Below are 18,831 nucleotides of genomic sequence, written 5' to 3' on the forward strand. Positions count from 1 at the left end.
CCATCATGTTTTATGCGGTGTATACCCTGCTTTTGCAAGCTATGACTATAATTGGGTTGGCAGGGCTGGAGGGGATTGCCGCTTCCATTTACTGCGAAAGAAATCCATCATTCCATCCATTAACGTGTACACCACAGGAACGAGCAGTAGAGTGACCATAGTTGAGATTGTCAGACCAAAAGCAACAACAGTTGCCATCGAGGCTTGTGATTCAGCCCCTTCACCAAAGCCGATAACGAGAGGCAGCATCGCCAATACGGTAGTCGCTGTGGTCATCAGGATAGGCCTTAGTCGGACTCTGGCAGCTTCAATCAACGCATCGTATAACGTATAGCCCCGCTTACGCAGCTGATTCGTATAGTCAACTAACACAATAGCGTTGTTGACCACGACCCCGATGAGCATGATCATTCCCATTACGGAGTTCATATTAATCGTCCTATTCGTTAAATATAAACCGAGAATGGCACCTATGAATGTAGGTGGGAGTGAGAACATGATAATAAAAGGACCATATAACGATTCGAACTGTGCCGCCATAACCATGTAAACCAAGACAATAGATAAGAGCAGCATCATATATAAGCTGCTGAACGTACTATTGGAATCTGCCTGCGAGCCCAATGAAATTGCATAACCATCAGGAGGCTGAATCGTATCTAGACGTTCTTGAACGACTTTGGCAACATCGCCCACTGGTGCACCTGTAACAAAGGCTTGAACCGTAGTCAATCGCTGTTGATTGATATGTCTGATTTGGGATGGTCCAGAACCCGGTACAACCTTCGCGATAGCACTAAGCGGAATTTGTGTTCCTGTTGACGTTGTTAGTACAATTTGATTCAGATTTTCTAAATTGTTCGTAAACTCCGTAGGATATTTAACCAGTACGGATATCTGCGTATCTCCTGTTTTAAAATTGGTCGCAACCGATCCCTGATAAGCAGTGCGCAGAGAAGTCATAACCTCTCTTGACGAAATACCATAGTAGGTAGCCGCTTCACGATCAATCGTCATCTCATAAGCAGGTATCGTGCGTTCAAGTGTATTTTGTACGTTTCTAAGTGTCGGGATAGCACGTAACTCCTCGGCAACCATATCACCGAGTTTGCTCAAAACAGCCATATCGGCACCATTCAGATTAACCTGAATATCGGCACCTCCACCTCCACCAATTCCCGGTAACCGGATAGATGAACGAGCATTTACCGAGATTTGTGCGCCTGCATTGCCATTAGTCAAATTACGGATTTGTTCCACAATTTGCTCAGTTTTCAATTTCCGTTCAGCAAGAGGCTTCAATGTGACGGAAATATTGGCCGAATTCGTAGATGCGCTCTGAAAAGCGCCTCCTCCTGCACTACCGACGTTCGTAAAGATGGATTCGATATCCGGAATGTCCTTGATCAGTGATTCAACCTTGGAAGCCAGTGCATTCGTAATTTCAAATTTGGTTCCTTGTGCCAGTGAAATATTAACAAACAATTGCCCTTCATCTGTTTTGGGAGTAAGCTCGGAGCCTACAAACTTGGCTAAATACACACTTCCGCCCAGCATCGAGACTGTAATAAGCACAATAATCAATCGATGTCCGAGTGACCAACGGAGTACTCTGGTATAGCCGTTTGTAAAACGGTTCATCCCTCTGCCAAACCATACAGCCGGATTGTAGGAACGTCCTTCAGGAAGCTCCTCATCGTGATTTTTTTTCAAAAGCTTGGCTGCCAACATCGGCACCAAGGTAATAGCGGCAATCAATGCGGCAATATGGGAGAAACTTACCGTGAGCGCCATCGGAGCAAAGAAGTTTTTGATAATACCTGAAATAAATACAGTCGGAGCAAAAACAGCAATCTGTGCAAGAGCTGATGCCAATACGGCCGTTCCAACCTCGGCTGTTCCCTGTTTGGCCGCTTCGACTGGAGACAAACCTTCCGCTTTTTTACGGTAAATACTTTCCAAAACAACGACCGCAAAGTCAACGAGCGAGCCCAAACCCAGTGCCAAGCCCCCGAGTGTTATCGTATTAATCGTCTGATGAGAGAAATACATCATACTAAACGTACTGATAATTGAAATCGGAATAACGACCCCGATAATTAGCGTAGCTCTGACACTATTCAAAAACAACATAAGGATAATAATCGAGAAAATGGCACCTAAAAGCGTATGCTCGATAACCGTATTAATTGAGTTACTGATAAATTTGGATGAATCATTTAAAATTCCGAGCTTTACGCCTGGAGGCAGCTTGCTTTGCAGCTCTTCCATCGATTTACGAATATTTTTGGCGACGGCAACCGTATTGCCATCGGATTGCTTGAGTACGGATAATCCAACGCTTTGTTCCCCATCACGTCTGGAATCAAAGGTTACATCCTGATATGTATCGATGATTTTACCTAATTCGCCAAGAGCAATGGACTGACCGCGACCTAAGGTTACACGTACCTTTTCAATTTCACTTACGGATTTAAACTCTCCGGCAATGCTCAGTGGAACGAGCTGATCGCCTTTATAGACAAAACCAACGTCCGTTGATTGGTTGTCATTGCTTAAAGCGGAAGTGACCTGACTGAAGGTTAATCCGTATTGGGTCAGCTTGTTCTGATCGAGTAGCAGTTGAATTTGTCTGACACGTCCTCCTGTTACACCAACTGAAGCAACACCATCAGCACGTTGTACTGCGGGGCTAACAATGTTATCTGCCAAATCACGGAGGGTGACCAAATCAACACTGTTGCCATAAAGCGCAAGGCTGAGAATTGGTTGACTGTTTGGATCAGAACGAGACACCACCGGTGCATCGGCATCTGTAGGCAGCTGCCTTCTCACCCGGTCTAGACGGTCACGCATCGTTAAAGTAGCATCACTGATGTCCGTTCCAAAATTGAACTGAACGGTGACGGTACTCCCTCCCGTTCGAGAGCTGGAGGTGACTGACTGCACATTGGCAATAGTTGCCATGGAAGCCTCTACGCGTTTGGTTACCTGGGTCTCTACCTGCCCAGGAGAAGCACCCGCCCAGTTCACGGAAACCGTAGCCGTCGGAATATCCATATTCGGATACAAATCGACAGGCAAAAGTGGTGCTGCTATGGAACCGATGATGATCATCGCGATCATCATCATCGTAATTGTTACCGGTCTGTTGACTGAAAAATTAGCTAAATTCACTGACCGCCACCCGCTCTCCCTGCTTGACCGGTTGTTCCGTTATTGGGATTGGCTGTAGCTGGTGTTTGCGAGTTGTTACCCGCTGGAGCAGTGCCGCCTGACTGCCCACCCTGATTGCGCTGTCCGCCCTGTCCCTGAGTTCCTTGTTGACCACTTTGACCACCTTGCTGTTGATTACCGCCTTGTGAGGCTCCTTGCTGGTTTTGGCCATTTTGAGCGCCACCTTGCTGACGCTGTCCACCTTGACCGCCTTGCTGTTGAGTACCCTGCTGACCACCTTGCTGTTGTGTACCCTGCTGACCACCTTGCTGTTGGGCGCCTTGCGGCTTCTGTCCCTCTTTGCCTGGTTGAACAATTTGTACAGCTGCCTTATCTGAAAGCAATTCCTGACCTTTAACTACAAGCTCGTCGCCTTCGGACAAGCCACTCGTGATCTCAAACATCGCACTCGTCAGGCTTCCTACTTTTACAGTTACTTTCTTGGCACGACCATCCTGAATGATGAAAGCTGCTGAGCCGCTCGGCTGACTTAGGACAGCATCCGCTGGAACCATAACCGATTTGCGTCCTTCGCTTTTTAAGCTTGAGGTTGCAAACATTCCCGGGAGCAGCTCACCCTTAGGATCACTTACTTTGATATCAACGTTATAAGCTTTGGTTACCGGGTCTAGAAGAGGTTTAATCGCTGAAACGGTTCCATCAAACGTTTTATTCAAGGTTGGCACAGTAACTTTCATTTCCATACCGACCTTGATTTTTCCGATATTAGCTTCCGATATATTCACTGTAGCTTGAGTTGGATCAACGGTTGCAATGGATAGTAAAGCTGCCTGTGTAGTGGCGTTTTGCCCTACCGGAATGCTGACTACCGTGACTACTCCATCTATAGGAGATAACAAAACTCCATCTTGAAGCTGCTCATTAAGCACTCTCAGATTCGTTTCAGCTTGCTGATACTGAGCAGTGGATACAACTATGGCATCCGTTGATTGTGCAGTTAACAGTGCTTGCTCGGACTGAGCAACCTGTGCTTTTGTAACATTAAGGTTTGTTTGTTGAGAGGCAACTGAATTCGCATAAGAAAGCTGATCCTTTTGCAAACTTTGTTGATTCGTATCCAGGATAACGGATAAAGTATTTTGTGCATTAGCCAATGCAACCGTATCGCGGTTTAATGTTTCTTGGGCAACTTGTATGGTTTGAGAGCTTTGAGCTGCTGCCAAATCTCCTTGTGCTTTAAGCAGAGCTGCCGTTGCCGAGCTGAGTGAGTTTGGTGTCGTCTGCTGGGCTTGGTCCAAAGCCAGCTGGGCCGACTGCACTTTTGCCAAGGCTGCATCAACATCAGCTTTTTTGGCACCAGAAGCAGCCTGGACATTATTATAGTTAACGATAGCTTGCTGCAAAGCAAGCTGTAATGAAGCTTGTGAGTTATTTGTACTAACCTGTGAGGTTTGTGTCGTGTCTTGCTGAGCGTTCAATGTATTTTGGGCATTGGTAAGCGTCGTATTGTATGTGTTCTGTGCGTTGTTTAAGTTTTGTTGTGAGATAGCGACTTGCTGCTTGGCAGTCGCAATGGAGTTTTGCTGATCGCTGATCGCTTTATTATAATTGGCTTGCGACAAGGCCAACTGTTGTTTGGCTGCTGTTATTGTATTTTGTTGATCTGCAATCGCTTTATCAAGGTTTGCGCGTTGAACGATTAATTGCTTTTCAGCTGTTGATGCACTGTTTGCTTGATCATTAGCAGTTCGTTGAAGCTGGGCTGCGCTGACGGCAAGCGAGGTTTCGGATTGAGCAATTTGCTGCTGAAGAGTGCTGGTATCAATTTTGGCTAACGGCTGTCCGGCCTTCACCCTATCCCCGGCTTTGACCATTAAATCCGTTACTCTGCCAGAAACTTTAGAGGAGATATTCGTAGTGTAAATCGGTGTAATGGAGCCCGTAAATACTTGACCGCCACCAACCTCAGCCATTTTAACCAGCTGTGTTTCAACAGGGAATTGTCGGGCCGCGGCCCCGCCTCGCTGCTGACCAGCACCTGCTGCAGGTGCATTCGGCTGTGCAGCTTGTGTATTATTCAAGCCGCCCCAATTCAGAAAGGAGGCTCCTACAACAGCAATCACCGCAATGATAGCAACGGCGGCAATCACCCATTTTTTTGATACATTCTGGATCCACCTGATCATTTCCATACCTCCATGTAGTCTTATCCGTCCCTTCCTTGCGAAAAATAAACCTCCACAAAGAAGCCCTTGTTGTCAAGGCTTTCGTCTAACGGCTCCGGATGCTTTGTTGCAGATGCTCCAGTATATGTTCAACTTAGCGTATATTCATGATGAAACTATGATTTAAATGTAAAAAAAATGTGAAATTGGGCACTAAACAGTACTTTCGTCTGATAGTCCACAAAAAAAAGAGACCCCTTTCGGGGTCTGCTTAGCGGTGAATGGATATAGGTCCAATGTCTTAAGCTCTTTTCAAAAGCCGGGTCAGAAACCTTGGTCACTTTACTGCAGTACGAGTACTACCCTAACGTGTCTTTGGCACATCCCTCCGCTTCTATCTGGAGTCAATCAACAAATTTCCACGATGTTTCGTTGAATTGTTCAACGGAATCACGCCTCTCTTTTTCACCGCTAATTATAGAGTGTACCAAAGCTTTGCTTTGTATACATGCTCTTTGAAATTTATTTGATAATCACTTTAGTACCTAATGGAATGTGACGATACAGCCATTCAATATCCTTATTATGCATTCGTACACATCCAGAAGAAGCATGACTGCCAATCGAATAAGGACGATTGGTTCCGTGGATTCCGTACGTGTAGCCACCAGTTCCAGGTACATTGATACCGAGCCACCTCGACCCTAATGGATTCCGGGGGTGTCCGCCCGGAATTTGCTTACGCATGTACCAGGGCTTAACGATTTTAGTCACGATATGAAATTCGCCCTCAGGTGTTAAATCATTACTTCGCCCTGTAGCTACCGAAAATCGATAATTCGCCCTTCCATTCACATACACAGTAAGCAAATTGCTTTTTTTGTTTATTTCGATATAAACGCCCTCTTCGTGCACCGCTTCAAGCGGCATTGGAGCTATTGCAGCACTCACTAGAGATCCACAGCCCAAGCCAAGCCAGACACTGACAAAAATGATGAGCGCGCAGCTGAAAATCCTCATGAAATCGCATCCTTTGCTAGCCATACAAGATTATGGTTGCCAGATCGATAGCGATTTATGTGCGCATGCAATCAATCCCAAGAGTTATATTCAAGGACATATCGTTTATGCTTACAGCAACTATTTGGGATGCTTGATAACTCTCCAACCCAGGCTGCTGTATGATGTGGGGGGGCTAGGTTTTATATAAATAACCAATTAGTACGATTGTTTTGGTGCCAGTTACAAATTATCGATTCCAGTCAAACCCGACTTCCTGTAAAAAAGCACGTGCGATGGCCATATGCCCAACCAAATTCGGGTGCACTCGATCCCATGCCAAAGCAGCCGGATAAATGTGTTCCAACACAGGTTGAAAAGCAGCCTGAATGTCGATAAAATGAGTGTTGTTCTTTTCAGCGATTTCCTTAACGACTCTACCATATTCATCCATCGACTTTCGCATCGGATCATTGGCATTAGGCTCTAAATAAAAAGGTGTCATCAGGATTATTCCTTTTACAGACGGTAATGTCTGCTTAACCAACTCATCGAGTGTAGCGCGGTATTCGTCTATGTATACATGAGATTCCTTAATTGTCGGTTGATCGTACTGACGCCATACATCATTGATCCCGATCATAATCGAAACCCAGTCCGGCTCTAAATCAAGTACATCCGTTTGCCAGCGTTCCTTAAGACTGCGAACCGTATTGCCGCTAATTCCCATATTAATGACCCGAAGTGAAAGCTCAGGATATACGGAATGGAAAAGCGCATTGACTGCAGATACATAACCTTTGCCAGTAGAGTCATTACGACCTTCGCCATGGGGACGCTTACGCTCCACATCTGTAATTGAATCACCTATCATGACTAGCTTTTCATTTTTGTTAAAAATCATGTCCAAATCTCCCTTTTATATAATTATGAAATAGAGTCCAGTTTGATTTTACCTGATTATGGACTCGCCTGCATCAAAAAATCCCGATCCTTGAATAAGGAGCCGGGATTCATAAATGGATCAAGCAGAAATGCGCGGGGATGTTTGTTTGGGATCTGTAAATGAGGGTACATACTTGCGCAATTTAAGCACAATGAAGCTCGCAACCAGCGCCTTCAGCAAATCAGGTAAAATGAACGGATACACAGCCAACGTCAGCGATTTGGATAATGAAATACCTGCTGTATAAGCAAGCCACGGAGCGCCACCAGCATATAGAAGCAAGGAGCCAAAGGCTTCTATGGCAACGAACAATAGCAAGAAAGCAGCTATGCCTTTACCACGTATACGGCTGGATACCCAGCCAATCGCCAAAGCAGCAATCGGGAACATCCATATAAACCCGCCCGTTTTGCCGATAATAAGTGAAATCCCACCTTGCCCGTGAAGCAAGGGCAGACCAATAGATGTAAGTATAAATACCGTAAAAATGCTATAAAATCCATAACGGGCACCCAGAAGTCCACCAGCCAGCATAACTGCGAAGCTCTCTAACGTGAAGGGCACCGGATTAAAGCCGAGTGAGATTTTGATCATGCTAAATACGATGAACAGCGTTGCGAAGAGGGCACTAAACACGAGCCCCCTTATATTCCATGCAGATGAATTCATTGATTTTCCTCCTTTTGTTTGTTAACCTATATACTAATAATCAGGTTAACAATCAGGAGTATAGCACATCTCATTCCTCTTGTGGAAGAGGCTATTTGAATTTTGAAAGTATAAGGTGAACCCATGATAGTAGGAAATGAACTTGTAATCAGCAGTGCTGTCGTTTATAAAACTCAATCTGGGCATGCTGTGCCGGTATTGAACCATATCGACCTGCGAATTGCCGCAGGTGAGTGGGTGAATATAGTTGGGCCTAACGGAAGTGGCAAATCAACGCTAGCCCAACTCATTGCCGGGATCCAGAGCATTCATTCCGGCAATGTGGATAGAGGCTTTCTTCCAGATGTAGTTCCTTACGTGATGCAGCATAATTATTTTTTTGGGGAAACGCCATGGGAGGATATCATCTTTCAATTGGAGATGCGCGGTGAAGAGCCGCAGCAAATCCCGCATATTGCTCACCAGGCACTTGTGGCAGTGGGCCTGGAGAACCTAAAGTATCGTCCGTTTACCGAACTGTCTGGCGGACAAAAGCAGTTGGCTGCCATTGCGGGATGTATAGCGGCGAAAGCCCCTCTGCTGCTGCTCGATGAAGCGACCTCGATGCTGGACTCGTCATCGCGCATGGATGTGCTTAAGGCAGTCCAGACCATTCATCGACAGGGAGCTTCAGTGATCTGGTTGACACACCACATGGAAGAGCTCGTAGACGGAACTCGTGTTATCGGCATGAAAAACGGTAAAATCATGTTCGATGGTAAACCTGCTTCATTCTTCTATGGGTGCGAAGCTGCAGGTGTATCAGATTCACAGTTACAATCAGATGATCCAGAAATGCCACCGCAGTATCAGGAGCAGCGTTCCAGTGATCAAATTGTTTCGACAGTTTCCCAGTTAATGGTAAGTAAGCCCGATTCGCAAGTCGGATTGATTCCCGAGCTTCATTCCGGTTTGACTCCCTGCGAGATGTTCGGATTTGAGCCGCCATATCCAGTGCAAGTGGCTCGTGAGCTATTCAGACAAGGTATTCAACTGGATAGATTTCCGATTACTCCTGAGCAACTAGTAGAGGCGGTGCATGAGTATGCCCGATGATTTGATTATTCACGGATTGACTACGGTCACAACTGACGGGCTGCAGCTGCTGCCTGCTCTAGATCATTCGTTTAAAGCAGGTACGTTGACTCTTGTACTCGGACGCAGCGGAACAGGTAAAACCATGCTCCTCGAGATGTTATCTGGATTGCGAGTTCCTTCCTCGGGTCAGATTATCCTTGGAAGCACACCTTTATGGGCGGAATCAGCACTGAGCAAACGAAAAAAACTGAATCGTGAGGTACTGCTGCGACTTGGAACGGCGTTTCAGCATCCGGAACAGCAACTATTCGCCAATACTATTAAAGAAGAATTTCTGTATACACTTCGCCCATTTAATCTATCCCAGGAAGAAAGAAATCAACGTATTCAGCATGCACTCAGTCTGTTCCCAGGAGATCCCGAATCATGGCTGGAGCGAGATCCTTTTCAATTAAGCGGAGGGCAGCAGCGTCGCTTGTCTCTCGCTCTGCTGCAAGCCGCAGCACCTATGTGGCTGCTTCTCGACGAGCCTACAGCAGGAATTGATGCCGAAGGAACGTCCCTGCTCTATGACCATCTGCAGCAACGAAAGGCAGAAGGTCTCGGAACGATCATCGTCACACATGATCCAGATGCCTTTCTGACAATTACCGACTCCGTACTTATTTTATATGCAGATAAGTTTTGGCAAGGGCCGCCCTCTGAGCTAGCTGAACAGAAGCATATATGGAACGAAGCTGGACTAGCTCTGCCTGTCCAGTTGAATACGCTGCACCTTCTGCGGGCCTCCGGAATCCCTATGCCCATCGCGAGCTGGCCGAATGCAAGTGCGGCTGCAGCAGCAATAAAGATTGCACTAGCGGATCATCCAGCGGCTGGCTATGGGGAAGCGCAGGTAGTACAGGAAGTAAACACGAGCGTTGACACTAATTTTACTGAGGCAAACGATACTCAAGACGAACCTAATGCTGAGCAGCAAAAAGTGCACGATGAGGGAAAAATTTCTGAATCTTCGCAAACTGAAAATTCCAGCTTTAAGACCCATGATCCTCGTGCCGTCTGGGTTGTTTACATGCTTTTATCTCCAGGGATCCTTGTTCAGGCCCACTGGTTTGGCTGGATAGCTGCTTTCATAGTGACATTGGTCGTCATACGTTATGCGCGCATACCTTTTATTGAATGCTTAAAGCCTGCTGCCGGCTTGATCATGTTTACGCTTATTGCCTCTATCTTATCTGGATTAGCTGTTGAGGGAACAGAATTCCCAACCCAAGTCAGTGAGATGAACGGCTCGATAGTGACACTTCCGTTTGGTCTGTTCTTTGCAGTGAATCCGGCTGAAGAAACATTCTTCCGTTTAAGTATACTAGTCATGATCATGATGATAGGATATGTGCTGCTCTCGGGAATCAACCATTTGCGGCTAAAGCGGAGTTTGGAGCAGGGACTTCATCTTTTAAAGCGAATTCGCGTACCCGTTGACCCATTTGCCTTGACCTCATCACTGATCATTCGGTTTATTCCAATGATTATGGATGAATGGCACAGGTTTGCAAGGATCGCTGCTGCACGCGGCAAGTATCCTTTTCGCCCTGGGCAAATCCCTATATTCCGAATGAGAATGACCATGATCCCGATTCTCATTTCACTTCTGCGTCTTGGCGAAACCTTGTCCTTAATTCTGATTGTACGCGGTGTGGGGCACGTAGATAGCAAACCAACAATTGCCTTCCGGCTTCGGTTTAGCCCTTCCGATTATATGATTATTGCAGTCGCAGTGTGTATTTTACTGGTATTATTAATACTTAACTATAAGATATTTGTATGAAATCGCCCAAGGAATTTGATTACGTTGATTCTAGTTCATTATAATAATGAAATGAAATCGAATTTAATCTACATTGGAGGTACATCCCATGTTGTTTATTGATAATAAAGACATCACCGATCCAGCCGTGAATCTTGCTCTGGAGGAATATTCGCTGCGTCATTTGCCAATGGACGACAGTTATTTACTGTTCTATATTAATGAGCCCTCAATTATTATTGGCAAAAACCAGAATACAATCGAAGAAATCAATTCGGAATACGTGGATCAACATCACATACATATCGTCAGGCGTCTGTCTGGTGGCGGCGCAGTTTATCATGATCTTGGCAACCTGAATTTTAGTTTTCTGACCAAGGATGACGGGAATTCCTTTCATAACTTTGCAAAGTTCACTCAACCGGTTATCGAGATCCTTCATCAGCTTGGTGTAGAAGCGGTACTGACTGGGCGCAATGATATTCAGGTTGGCGAACAAAAAATTTCTGGCAACGCTCAATATATATCTAAAGGACGGATGTTCAGTCACGGCACCCTACTGTTCGATTCGGCGATGGAGAACGTAGCTTCAGCTCTTAAGGTCAAGCCGATTAAAATTGAATCGAAAGGCATTAAATCGGTTCGATCCCGGGTCGCCAATATTTCAGATTTACTAAGTGAGCCTATGACAATTGTACAATTCAGAGATATTTTACTCCAGCAATTGTTCAATTGCTCACTAGCCAATGTACCACAGTACCACTTAACCGAGGACGATTGGGCTGCTGTTCATAAGCTGGCTGATGAACGCTACCGCAGCTGGGATTGGAATTACGGCCGTTCACCGGAGTCGAATATCCAAAATACGTTCAAGTTTGAATCAGGTATTATTGATGTCCGCCTTAACGTGATTCAGGGAAAGATTGCTGCAATTCATATTTTTGGTGATTTCTTCGGTACCCATGATGTGTCTGAATTGGAACAACAGCTCACAGGTATTCAGTATGAACAGCATGCTCTCCATAAGGCACTAAATGAAATGGATCTGTATCATTATTTCGGTAAGCTCACAATTCAACAATTTACTGCTTTGTTGTTATTGCAGGATATCCCCGAATAGCAGATTTACTATTGATTACCATATCTGTCTACAAAAAGACCTCCCAGCAGCATTTCTGTGCTTGGGAGGTTTTGCATGTATTAATTTGTTATTCAAACCAAACTTTTGCAGTACCATTAAATTCATAACAATCAGAGTCAAACAATTTTGAGTTCTGTGTTCGCTGCTAGTTTGCATATCGCTCTTATTCATACAACAATTGATTCATCTGTGATTTTAATCACATACTTTTGATTTTCAACATGTTAAATTAAGGGTGTAAGATAAAAGAAAGAAAACAAACGGAAGGGTTGATAGAAGATGTTAACACAACCACATAAACGATCTCGTACCTGGCACAATCTAATCAGAGTTATTTTTTAGTTCATCTATGTGAATATTTTCACAAAAAAATAGGAGCTGATAATCATGTTTGGAACTTGGCTTAGAGAAAATAAATATGCTGCTGGTATCTTGCTTTTCATCAGATTGTTCATTGGATACGAATGGCTCACTCACGGATGGCAAAAGTTAACCGGAGGATTTGATGCCGCAGGCTTCCTGAACAACGCAGTTACTAAACCTGTGATTGACAAAGCAACTAATGAACTCATTTATCCAACCTTCACCGCATTTGTACAACATTTCGCTTTACCTAATGTCAAAATAATTAACTTCATGATTCCGCTAGGTGAATTTTTAGTTGGCCTTGGTTTGATTCTTGGTGTATTAACTACAGCCGCAGCGTTCTTCGGACTTATGATGAACTTCATGTTCATGTTCGCGGGTACCGTAAGCACTAATCCTTGGTTCATTCTTATAGGCGTGATCTTATTCATGGCGGGAGCGAACACTGGTAAATTCGGCGTTGACTACTATCTCATGCCTTACCTTCGTCAACTGCTCACAAATAAGAAAAAACCTAAAGACGGAGCAGCTGGAACAGGTACGAAGCATACAGCAGCACATGCGTAATCGACTAATTTATGTATAAAGAGCAGCTCACACAAGCTGCTCTTTGGTCTGTTAACAGTTTGATAATTGTCAGAAAATTTGATATGCTGGAAAAAGCAATTACAAGTTCATACACAAAAACCCTCCACTATCGCCAAATAATGGAGGGTTTAGTTGCTTGTATAAGATCCACCTTGTACAAGATAACTATGAATTTTGTGTTGCAATCCGTATAAAGGAGGTACCTGACAATGGCTAAAGATGTATTATGCGAAGTAAATTCCTGTCGTCACTGGGCTAATGAAAACCAATGTACAGCTTCATCAATTTACATTACAAACCACCAACAAAAACAAGCCCACAGTTCCGCAGAAACAGATTGCAAAACGTTTGAAACGAAATAAGTCTAAAGCTTAACAAACTCAAATCGATAAGAGGGAACCTTTGGGTTCCTTTTTCTTTTGTATTTATCTATTCATTTTAGCAACAATGATAATTATTATCAAGGGATTTTTTGCTCTTCACCGGGATGAATCATCAGCTCCGGCCTCACCAGACGATCAAATTCTTCTGCGGTCAAAAGCTTGCTCTTAATAGCAGCCTCTTTCAGAGTAGATCCCTCTTTGTGGGCTAACTTGGCGACAGCAGCAGCGTTTTCATATCCAATATGAGGATTTAACGCAGTCACCAGCATGAGTGAGCGTTCAACATTATTTTGAATTACCTCGTAGTTTGGCTCGATACCGATTGCACAGTGATCATTAAAAGAACGGATCGCATCAGCGAGCAGCCGCGTGGATTGCAGGAAATTATAAATGATGACTGGCTTGAATACGTTCAGCTCAAAATTGCCTTGGCTGGCCGCAAAACCTATCGTCGCGTCATTCCCCATTACCTGGCAGACTACCATCGTCAGAGCTTCACTCTGTGTTGGATTCACTTTACCCGGCATAATCGAACTGCCCGGTTCATTCGCTGGTATAATCAGCTCTCCGATTCCGCAGCGTGGCCCACTGGCAAGCCAACGTACATCATTCGCGATTTTCATCAAGTCCGCAGCTAGAGCTTTTAATGCGCCATGTACATATACCAATTCATCATGGCTCGTTAACGCATGAAATTTATTGGATGCGGAAGTGAATTCCTTGCCGGTTAACTTACTGATTTCCTCCGCCGCCAGATCTCCGAACTTTGGATGGGCATTGATTCCCGTACCTACGGCTGTCCCACCAATTGCCAGCTCCTTCAAGGATTCGGTGCTTTGTTTAATCATGGTTTCCGTTTTTTCCAGCATCCGATGCCAGCCGCTGACTTCCTGACCGAGTGTCAATGGAGTCGCATCCTGCAGATGGGTTCGGCCGATTTTGATAATATCCTCGAATGCCTCGCTTTTCTGGCGTAAGGTTTCTTTTAACAGCGAAATGGCAGGCAATACTTGCTCTTCAATCGCAATCAATCCAGCAATATGCATCGCAGTAGGAAAGGTATCGTTAGAGCTTTGTGACTTGTTCACATCGTCATTCGGATGAATTTTCAGATCGCTGCCCTGTGCTTTGAGCAATTGATTGCCGCGGTTGGCAATCACCTCATTTACATTCATGTTAGACTGCGTACCACTCCCTGTCTGCCACACAACGAGCGGGAAGTGATCGTCAAGCTCACCGCGGATAATTTCATCAGCAGCGGCAATGATCGTTTCTGCTTTGAGACTGTCCAGCTTTCCCAGCTTCTGATTAGCCGCTGCCGCACTTTTCTTGAGGATAGCAAATGCCTGAATGATGGCTTGCGGCATTTTTTCTGTACCAATATTGAAATTTTCAAAGCTCCGCTGCGTTTGTGCAGCCCAAAGCTGATGTGCGGGAACCTTGATTTCACCAATTGTATCCTTTTCAATTCTGTATTCCACTTCAGTTCCTCCTCTGACATCTCGATTTAAACGGATTGCATCCATTTTAAATGATAATGATTATCAATGTCAAACTTAGTACATTTGCTGTTCGACGGATAGGTAACCACCTATATAATTACCCATTATACGAGTACTTACGATTTCGATTTACGTCCGGTCATTAACAACAAAAGGAAGGAAATCAAAATGATCGAGCTTGTCCAAGCCCATGCCATAGTTGTTTTACCCGAATCTACTGCCACATAGATCGCCGTGGGTATTGTTTGTGTAACACCAGGAATATTGCCGGCAATCATCAGGGTTGCGCCAAATTCACCAAGACCGCGGGCAAAGCCCAGAATATATGCCGTTATTAGCGATCGTGCCGCCAAGGGCAAAGTAATAGAGCGAAAAACCTGCCATTCATTTGCGCCCTCGGAACGCCCCGCCTCTTCCAGACTGCTGTCAACCGAAGCAAAGCCAACCTTCATGGTCTGGTAGATCAGCGGAAAGGCTACTACTATTGAAGCAATAACAGCAGCCCACCACGAGAAAATAATTGGCGCATGAAACAACCACTCTATAAAGCGACCTACGATACTTTTTCTACCAAGCAGCACCAGCAGCAAAAAACCGATTACTGTAGGTGGCAGCACCAATGGCAGCATAAACAACGTTTCAAGCATTAGCTTGCCCTTGAACGATTTACGCGACATCCACCACGCAACCGCAACTCCCAATAAAGCAGCAACGACACTGGAGAGAAGAGCTACTTGTAAAGATAGACGGATAGGAGGCCACAGCTCGCCCCAATTGAGTTCGGCAATCATTTATTTAGGCACCGTGAAGCCGAATTTGACGAACACGTCCAATGCTTCTTTGGACTGCAAATAATTATAAAAGTCCTCAGCTTCCTTGCCATGCTTGGTGGATTTTACAATACCGATAGGATATTCGACAGCTTGGTAGCTCTTCGGATCGACGGCAAAAGCAATCTTTACCTTATTAGAGGTCAAAGCATCCGTTTTATAGACAAAGCCCGCATCCGCGTTGCCTGTTTCGATATATTGCAGCACTTGCCTGACGTCTTTGCCCTGAACCATACGCGATTGCAGACTGTCCCATAGCTTACCGTAGGTTAAAGCTTCCTTGGCATAGCTGCCGGCAGGAACACTTTCAGGTATTCCGATAGCTACATGCAGAACTTCCGGCTTCGATAGGTCGGCTTCACTGCCAATGGATACCTTGCTATCCACAGGGACGACGACGACCAACTCGTTGGTCAGCAAATTTTTCTGTTTCCCTGCATCGATCAACTGATTATCCACAAGCGTCTTCATATTTTTTGTGGCAGCGGATAGGAATAAATCGGCTGGAGCTCCCTGCTCGATTTGCTGCTGAAGGGCACCTGAAGCGCCAAAATTAAAGTTAAGCTTTGTGCTTGTTGCTTTTGTCTGATAGACTGTCTGAATTTCTTTTAGTGCGTCTGTCAAGCTTGCAGCCGCTGAAATCGTCAGCTCTACCGTTTCTACTGGTGTTTGAGGTGCCGGAGCTGGACTTGCGCTTTGCTGCTGTTTTGAACCTGCGGCGGTATCAACCATTGGCTCAGTCTTGGTCCCACAACCGGCAATCAGTAAAGTCATTGCAATAATCGGCACCCATAATTGATTTCTTACAGCCTTTTTTCTCATAATCGAGCCTCCATCTATTATAATTAGATATAATTAGTTATATTTGATTATAATTGATTTATTAAAAATTTTTCAAGCCATGACCGATATTGATTTAAAACTTAAGCTAATCTATCTGTGATACAATAAGTAATTGAATTCAATCCAAAACAAGCATTCGGAGGTCAGTATGTCCAACGATTCCTCGTATACAACTGAAGATATATCCAGGCTTTTAAAAATATCCAAACTCACCGTCTACGATCTCATCAAAAAAGGCGAGCTTCCGTCCTATCGGGTTGGTAAACAAATGCGTGTAGATGCTGCAGATCTTGAAGCATACAAGCAGCGCTCCAAAACGATGCAGGCAGCCAACCAGCCCAACGCTGCGGAAGCTCGGCGCACACAGTCCCAATCTGATCCCATACAGTCTGTCTATTCTACAACAGGGAAGCCTACCCTTTCTGAACATTCAGCAGCATCTCATGCTCCAACTGCTCCTATTATCTCATCTCAAACAACGATTCCCGCAGCTAGCGGATCCCGACAACTTGTAATAACCGGCCAAGATATGAGCCTTGATCTATTAGCCAAGCATATGGAGCGGAACATACCCGGCATTCGTCCGTTGCGTGCATTTGTCGGAAGTCTCGACAGTTTGATTTCGATGTATATGGGTGAATCCGATATTGTGAGCACCCATTTGTTGGATGGGGATACAGGGGAATACAACTTGCCATATATCCGTAAACTTCTCGTTGGCTCCTCATATGTAGTAGTGAACCTAGTTTCACGTCAAGCAGGTTTGTACGTACAGCACAACAATCCATTGAAGCTTCATCATTGGAGTGATTTGAATAGACCCGGTCTTCGATTGGTGAATCGTGAAAAAGGCTCCGGTGCCCGTGTGCTGCTGGACGAGCAGCTGCGGCTGCAGCATATGAAGTCCACTCAACTGAACGGATACGATCAGGAGGAAACCAGCCATTTGGCAGTAGCCGGGAAAGTAGCAGCAGGAGAAGCCGATGTTGGGGTTGGCATTGAGAAGGCAGCCTTAATCGTAGGTAACATCGAATTTATTCCGTTAATTCAGGAGCGATATGATTTGGTCATGCTAAAGAAACCAGAAAATAAGGTGTGGCTGGAGCACGTTCTTCATCTATTAAAAACCGAAGCATTCCACAATGATCTTCGTTCAATTCATGGATATGACTTATCCTTAACAGGGCAAATTCTGTACGAAACCTAAAGCTGTAATAGCCAAGTGGCGTAATCAATTTTATAAACCTGCCGGCTTAGCCATCTTAGCTGATTTCAATCGACAATCTTCTCTATTAAATGTATACTTATGGAATCATATCAATCGGTGGTGACGATCATTTTATATGTTTTTTCATTTCTAATTTCATTTGTCATTGTGCTGCTGCTCATTCCCCCATTCGGCAAATTGGCGTTTCGATTGGATTTTGTGGACAAGCCCCGACAGGACGTTGAACGTAAAATTCACCGAGAGCCTATCCCGCTCACCGCAAGCTATGTGATTTTTATTGGTTTTTTTATTACCTATCTGTTGGTGACCAGAGATTTCAGTCTACAAACCGGCGCTATTTTTGCAGGCGGGGGTTTATTATTAATAATTGGTACTATGGATGATTGGTACAAGACCAAAGGTAAAGACTTTCCAGCTCTGCCCAAGCTTATTGTTCAAGTGTCAGCAGCAGTCTTGGTTTATGCAGCGGGCATCTCATTCGATGGTTTTTATAACCCGTTCTCTGGTGAATATGTACTGCTTCCGGTAGTGCTTCAATTTATTCTCACGATTTTATGGATCTTTGGCGTCACAACTGTCATTAATTTCTCGGATGGCATGGACGGACTTGCAGGTGGGCTTTCTGCCATCTCAGCTATCACACTGTTCGTCGTAGCCATAGCGAAAGGTCAATCCAACCCCGCTATTATGGCTATTATTCTAGTTGGTGTGACTATCGCTTACTTGCGATATAACAAACCACCCGCCAAAATCTTCATGGGCGATGCAGGAGCAACCTTTCTCGGGTTTATTCTTGCGGTTATTGCATTGGACGGAGCGTTCAAGCAAGCCACCGTCTTATCGCTATTCATTCCGATCCTGGCTTTAGGGGTTCCGATCTTCGATAATATCTTCGTCGTCGTCAAACGGTTTCTGCAAGGAAAGTCCATTTATCAGGCTGATGCAAGCCAAGCCCATTATCGTTTGCTGCGTGCGGGTCTCAACCATAAGCAGGTTGTGCTATTCCTTTGTTTGATCAGTACTTGTCTGTGCTTATCCTCGATTATATTATTATTAGTTCAAATTTAAATAAGACTGCCGGGACGTTTTTCCCGGCAGTCTTATTTATAT

15 protein-coding genes are annotated in these 18,831 nt (G+C 44.8%); 7 read left to right on the plus strand and 8 right to left on the minus strand.

Annotated features, from left to right (window positions below):
* Positions 1 to 45: 45 nt before the first annotated feature.
* The 5 genes from BM210_RS13425 to BM210_RS13445 form a co-directional block, all read right to left on the minus strand.
* Complete coding sequence (locus tag BM210_RS13425; RefSeq protein ID WP_091168867.1) at positions 46 to 3,177, minus strand: efflux RND transporter permease subunit; 3,132 nt, start codon at positions 3,175 to 3,177, stop codon at positions 46 to 48.
* Entirely contained in the window at positions 3,174 to 5,363 is a 2,190-nt protein-coding gene (locus BM210_RS13430) for an efflux RND transporter periplasmic adaptor subunit (RefSeq protein ID WP_177237793.1), read from the minus strand. The genes BM210_RS13425 and BM210_RS13430 overlap by 4 nt, the downstream gene beginning before the upstream one ends.
* A 501-nt stretch (positions 5,364 to 5,864) precedes the next feature.
* A complete protein-coding gene (locus tag BM210_RS13435; protein ID WP_091168871.1) occupies positions 5,865 to 6,362 on the minus strand; it encodes a L,D-transpeptidase in 498 nt (165 codons plus the stop codon).
* A gap of 229 nt (positions 6,363 to 6,591) precedes the next feature.
* The gene (locus tag BM210_RS13440) at positions 6,592 to 7,245 is read right to left on the minus strand and encodes an SGNH/GDSL hydrolase family protein (RefSeq protein ID WP_091168874.1); all 654 of its coding nucleotides are present in this window, start codon (positions 7,243 to 7,245) and stop codon (positions 6,592 to 6,594) included.
* A 120-nt stretch (positions 7,246 to 7,365) separates the two neighbouring features.
* A complete protein-coding gene (locus BM210_RS13445; RefSeq protein WP_091168876.1) occupies positions 7,366 to 7,956 on the minus strand; it encodes a biotin transporter BioY in 591 nt (196 codons plus the stop codon).
* Between the two features lie 123 nt (positions 7,957 to 8,079).
* Here BM210_RS13445 and BM210_RS13450 point away from each other — a divergent pair, with 123 nt between their 5' ends.
* From BM210_RS13450 to BM210_RS13470, 5 genes are all read left to right on the plus strand, one after another.
* The gene (locus tag BM210_RS13450) at positions 8,080 to 9,051 is read left to right on the plus strand and encodes an energy-coupling factor ABC transporter ATP-binding protein (protein ID WP_091168878.1); all 972 of its coding nucleotides are present in this window, start codon (positions 8,080 to 8,082) and stop codon (positions 9,049 to 9,051) included.
* The gene (locus BM210_RS13455) at positions 9,035 to 10,861 is read left to right on the plus strand and encodes an ATP-binding cassette domain-containing protein (RefSeq protein WP_091168880.1); all 1,827 of its coding nucleotides are present in this window, start codon (positions 9,035 to 9,037) and stop codon (positions 10,859 to 10,861) included. Before BM210_RS13450 ends, BM210_RS13455 begins: the two co-directional genes overlap by 17 nt.
* Before the next feature lie 88 nt (positions 10,862 to 10,949).
* Positions 10,950 to 11,960, plus strand: coding sequence for a lipoate--protein ligase (locus tag BM210_RS13460; RefSeq protein ID WP_091168883.1), 1,011 nt, complete (start codon positions 10,950 to 10,952; stop codon positions 11,958 to 11,960).
* 408 nt (positions 11,961 to 12,368) lie between these two features.
* Complete coding sequence (locus BM210_RS13465; protein ID WP_091168885.1) at positions 12,369 to 12,914, plus strand: DoxX family protein; 546 nt, start codon at positions 12,369 to 12,371, stop codon at positions 12,912 to 12,914.
* 230 nt (positions 12,915 to 13,144) lie between these two features.
* Positions 13,145 to 13,297, plus strand: a complete 153-nt coding sequence (locus tag BM210_RS13470) for a DUF1540 domain-containing protein (RefSeq protein ID WP_091168888.1) — start codon at positions 13,145 to 13,147, stop codon at positions 13,295 to 13,297.
* A gap of 98 nt (positions 13,298 to 13,395) precedes the next feature.
* On the opposite strand, the gene fumC is transcribed toward BM210_RS13470, so the two are convergent.
* The 3 genes from fumC to modA all read right to left on the minus strand — a co-directional run bounded on the left by fumC (position 13,396) and on the right by modA (position 16,472).
* Entirely contained in the window at positions 13,396 to 14,799 is a 1,404-nt protein-coding gene (gene fumC / locus BM210_RS13475) for a class II fumarate hydratase (protein WP_091168889.1), read from the minus strand.
* Between the two features lie 137 nt (positions 14,800 to 14,936).
* Positions 14,937 to 15,611, minus strand: coding sequence for a molybdate ABC transporter permease subunit (gene modB, locus BM210_RS13480; protein ID WP_177237794.1), 675 nt, complete (start codon positions 15,609 to 15,611; stop codon positions 14,937 to 14,939).
* On the minus strand, positions 15,612 to 16,472 hold the full coding sequence (gene modA / locus BM210_RS13485; RefSeq protein ID WP_091168892.1) for a molybdate ABC transporter substrate-binding protein: 861 nt from the start codon (positions 16,470 to 16,472) through the stop codon (positions 15,612 to 15,614).
* A 169-nt stretch (positions 16,473 to 16,641) separates the two neighbouring features.
* Between modA and BM210_RS13490 the strand changes: the two genes are divergently transcribed.
* Both BM210_RS13490 and BM210_RS13495 read left to right on the plus strand, forming a co-directional pair.
* On the plus strand, positions 16,642 to 17,700 hold the full coding sequence (locus tag BM210_RS13490) for a substrate-binding domain-containing protein (RefSeq protein WP_091168894.1): 1,059 nt from the start codon (positions 16,642 to 16,644) through the stop codon (positions 17,698 to 17,700).
* A 99-nt stretch (positions 17,701 to 17,799) separates the two neighbouring features.
* On the plus strand, positions 17,800 to 18,789 hold the full coding sequence (locus tag BM210_RS13495) for an MraY family glycosyltransferase (RefSeq protein ID WP_091168896.1): 990 nt from the start codon (positions 17,800 to 17,802) through the stop codon (positions 18,787 to 18,789).
* Positions 18,790 to 18,831: the final 42 nt, after the last annotated feature.

It is taken from the genome of Paenibacillus sp. 1_12 (genome assembly GCF_900114475.1).
In the GTDB taxonomy this organism is placed as follows: Bacteria; Bacillota; Bacilli; order Paenibacillales; family NBRC-103111; genus Paenibacillus_S.